General features: G+C 57.1%; 3 protein-coding genes. All 3 read left to right on the forward strand.

Annotated features, from left to right (window positions below; genetic code table 11):
• Positions 1 to 17 precede the first annotated feature (17 nt).
• Positions 18 to 1037, forward strand: coding sequence for a putative 2-aminoethylphosphonate ABC transporter substrate-binding protein (locus ACR0EK_RS20170; RefSeq protein WP_480484969.1), 1020 nt, complete (start codon positions 18 to 20; stop codon positions 1035 to 1037).
• Positions 1038 to 1169: 132 nt separating this feature from the next.
• A complete protein-coding gene (locus ACR0EK_RS20175) occupies positions 1170 to 2285 on the forward strand; it encodes a putative 2-aminoethylphosphonate ABC transporter ATP-binding protein (protein ID WP_267365559.1) in 1116 nt (371 codons plus the stop codon).
• A complete protein-coding gene (locus ACR0EK_RS20180; protein ID WP_480484610.1) occupies positions 2282 to 4303 on the forward strand; it encodes a putative 2-aminoethylphosphonate ABC transporter permease subunit in 2022 nt (673 codons plus the stop codon). Before ACR0EK_RS20175 ends, ACR0EK_RS20180 begins: the two co-directional genes overlap by 4 nt.
• The last annotated feature ends 20 nt before the right edge of the window (positions 4304 to 4323 follow it).

Below are 4323 nucleotides of genomic sequence, written 5' to 3' on the forward strand. Positions count from 1 at the left end.
ACCAACAGAGGAAAACCATGAAACGGACGACATCATTTTATTCGGCATTGGCGGTCGGTTTACTGACTGCGACGGTTGCGGCATCGGAGACGGAACTGACAGTTTACACCGCTGTCGAGGCGGAGGATCTGGCGAGGTATGCGGAGACGTTCAACCAGAGTAACCCTGATATCAAGATCAACTGGGTTCGGGACTCGACGGGGATCATCACCGCGAAGCTGCTGGCTGAGCGTGACAACCCACAGGCGGATGTGGTCTGGGGGTTGGCGGCGACCTCTCTGCTGCTGTTGAAATCCGAAGGGATGCTGGAGCCTTATGCCCCGGTTGGCGTAGACAAGCTGGATGCGAAATTCGTCGATGGTGACAACCCGCCTGCCTGGGTTGGCATGGACGCCTGGGTTGCCTCGGTTTGCTACAACACGGTTGAGGCGGAAAAGGCCGGGCTGAAGCCGCCCACTTCGTGGAAGGACCTGACTGATCCGATGTACAAGGATCAGGTGATCATGCCGAACCCGAATTCCTCGGGCACGGGGTTCCTTGATGTGTCCAGCTGGCTTCAAATGTTTGGCGAAGAAGGTGGCTGGGAATACATGGATGCGCTGCACGAGAATATTGCGCGCTACACCCATTCCGGCTCGAAGCCTTGCAAACTGGCGGCGGCGGGCGAGATCCCGATTGGTATTTCTTTTGCGTTCCGTGGGGCGAAGTCCAAAGCTGATGGTGCACCGCTGGAGATCATTGTGCCTTCGGAAGGCGTCGGCTGGGACATGGAAGCAACCGCGATTGTGGCCGGTACCGCAAATCTGGAAGCCGCGCAGAAGCTGGTGGACTTCACCGTCACCAAAGAGGCCAACGAGATGTACAATACCGGCTATGCGGTCGTGGCGTATCCCGGCGTTGCAAAACCGGTTGAACACTTCCCAGAAGGTCTTCTGGATGCGATGATCAACAATGATTTCGAGTATGCCGCCAACAATCGCGCGGCAATCCTGAAGGAATGGCAGTCTCGCTATGACGGAAAGTCTGAAGCGAAATAATTCCATTGGCAGGAGGGGCTTTTGTGCCTCTCCTGCCCGCCACTCTCTTGTTCCCACCAACACAACCAACTCACCCGGCGCGCACCGGCCAGGATCGGTCGTGCCCGAGGTGCAGATGTGAGGACCTCTCCCGTGCTTCAGAAAACACCACCCGGTGAACTGTATCTCAGCATCCAGAATTTGTGGAAAGCGTTCGGCAGCTTTCTGGCACTCAAGGACATCTCTCTTGAAATCAAAGAAGGTGAATTCATTTGTTTCCTTGGCCCGTCCGGCTGCGGCAAGACCACCTTGTTGCGGGCGATTGCCGGGCTGGATCTGCAGACCAAGGGTACGGTTATGCAGGATGGCAAGGACGTCTCCAACCTGCCCCCGTCCGAGCGCGATTTCGGGATTGTGTTTCAGTCCTATGCGCTGTTCCCGAACCTGACGATCGAAAAGAACATCGCATTTGGCCTTGAAAACACGGGCCGCAGCAAGTCGGATATCGCGGTTCGGGTGAGCGAGCTGTTGAACCTTGTTGGTCTGCCGGATCAGGGCAGGAAATACCCGGCACAATTGTCCGGGGGCCAGCAGCAGAGGATTGCGCTGGCCCGCGCCATTGCAACCAATCCCGGTTTGCTGCTGCTGGACGAACCCCTGTCGGCGCTGGACGCCAAGGTGCGCGTTCACCTGCGGCATGAGATCAAGGAATTGCAGCGCAAGCTGGGTGTGACCACCGTGATGGTGACGCACGATCAGGAAGAAGCGCTGGCCATGGCCGACCGCATCGTGGTGATGAACCACGGGGTGATTGAACAAGTCGGATCGCCCACGGAGATCTACCGCGAACCGGCCAACCTGTTCGTGGCCGACTTTATCGGTGAAATGAACCAGATCCGATCTCAGGTCACCAAAGGCGGGCGGTTGAGCGTCGGGGAAAAGACCTTTGCCTGCCTCAGCCACACGTTCAATGATGGCACTCCGGTCATCGCAGCCATTCGTCCCGAAGACATCATCCCTCATGAAGCTGGTTATCTTGACACGGGCGGCAATCGGAACTGCATCGAGGTCACGCTTGATGAAATGGAGTTTCTGGGCTCGTTCTGGCGCTGCCGCCTGAACAACGAGCGGTTCGGATCTTCTGAACTGATCGCGGATTTTTCGATCAACGCCGTGCGTCGTCTTGAGCTGGAAGAGGGGTGCAGCATGGTGATCGAGCTTCCCGAGAACCGCCTGATGGCGTTTGACCTTCCGGAGGCTGCGGCATGAGCACGATGTCGACCAATCACGACACATTGCCTGTCGGGCCGGATATCAGGCCCAGGCTCAGCCGCGATGACATCCTGATGCGCGGAAGCATGATGGTGATCGCGCTCTATCTGATCGTGACACTGGCGCTGCCGCTTTACACGATGCTTTCCAAGTCCTTCTCGACCTACCGGGTCGAGCTGTCCCAGTATGAGTTTCAGGTCAGTGATGAAGCGGGTGTGTTCGACGGAACGATCCTGACGGCTGACGAACTGAACAGGCAATTGGGGGTGTATTCCGACACCGATCTGACAACCGGCTCGGACGGGCGTTTGCCGGTGACCGGGTTCTTTCCGGATTTCAGCTTTCGCAGCCCGGTCATGTACCAGATGCGGAACACGACGGAGGCCGGGCGCTTTCTGGTCGGGTCGACTTTGAACGAAGGCACCGATTGGGTCGAGCTTGATTCCAACACGTTCCGCCGGGTGCAGATGCGGCCGGTTCAAGCGCGGGGTCTGGGCAACTTCATCAACTACTTCTCAACCCCGGCCCTGTTCAACTCGATCAAGAACTCCCTTTGGATTTCGGTTGTCAGCACAATCGTTACGGTGACGCTGGCGTTCTGGTTTGCCTATGCGCTGAACCGAAGCTGCATGCGGTTCAAGGGGGTCTTTCGCCTGATCGCGATGGCGCCGATTCTGGTTCCCTCGCTGCTGCCGGGCATCGCGCTGGTCTACCTGTTCGGCAATCAGGGGATGATCAAGGAGTTGCTGTTCGGCGCCAGTATCTACGGCCCCATAGGCATCGTGATCGGATCGGTCTTCTTTACCTTTCCACACGCGTTCCTGATCATATCGACCGCGCTCGCGATATCGGATGCGCGGTTGTACGAGGCCGCTGTCAGCTTGCGCTCAACCCCCTGGCGGACATTCTGGACCGTTACCATACCCGGCGCGCGCTATGGCCTGATTTCCGCAGCCTTTGTCGTGTTCAATCTGGTGATCACCGATTTTGGCCTGCCAAAGGTGATCGGCGGCCAGTTCAACGTGCTTGCCGTGGATATCTACAAACAGGTGATCGGCCAGCAGAACTTTGAGATGGGCGCCGTGGTCTCGGTGGTTCTGGTCATCCCCGCAATTCTGGCTTTTGCCATCGACCGGATGGTTCAGTCCAAGCAGGTGGCGCTGCTGTCTGCGCGCTCGGTTCCATATCAGGCAACACCAAACCCAAAGACTGATCGCATATTCCTGATCTACTGCAGTTTGATCGGCCTGTTCATTGTTGGTCTTCTGGCCGTGTGTCAGTTTGCGGCGTTGATCAAGTTCTGGCCCTACGATCTGAGCCTGAGCCTCAAGAATTACCAGTTCGACAAGATGGATGGCGGCGGCTGGGGATCGTATTTCAACTCGATCAAACTGGCTTTCCTGACGGCGGTGATCGGCACGACGGTTGTCTTCTTCGGGGCGTATCTGGTGGAAAAATCGAACGGCTTCAAAACCGGGCGGTCGATCTTTCAGATGTTCGCCATGCTGCCGATGGCCATCCCGGGCATGGTTCTGGGACTGTCGTATATCTTCTTCTTCAACAACCCGTCCAATCCGTTCAATGCGATCTACGGCACCATGGCGATCCTGGTGGTTTGCACGGTGACGCATTTCTATACCGTATCGCACCTGACGGCGGTCACCGCTCTCAAGCAGATGGATAAAGAGTTCGAGTCGGTGTCGGCCTCTCTCAAACAGCCGACAATGAAGCTGTTTGCCCGCGTGACGGTGCCGGTCTGCCTGCCTGCGGTGCTGGACATCTCGATCTATCTGTTCGTCAACGCGATGACGACCGTGTCGGCGGTTGTGTTCCTCTACTCACCCAAAACCACACTCGCGTCCATCGCGGTGCTGAACATGGATGATGCCGGGGATATCGCACCCGCAGCCGCAATGGGCATGATGATCTTCTACACCAACGCAGCCGCCCGGATCTTTCATCTGATGGCATCAAAAGGCATCCTGGCCCGCACACAGGCCTGGCGCAGCAGGTAATCCACACAAAAAACTCAATA

The sequence above is a fragment of the Ruegeria sp. AE4 genome, from assembly GCF_056542185.1.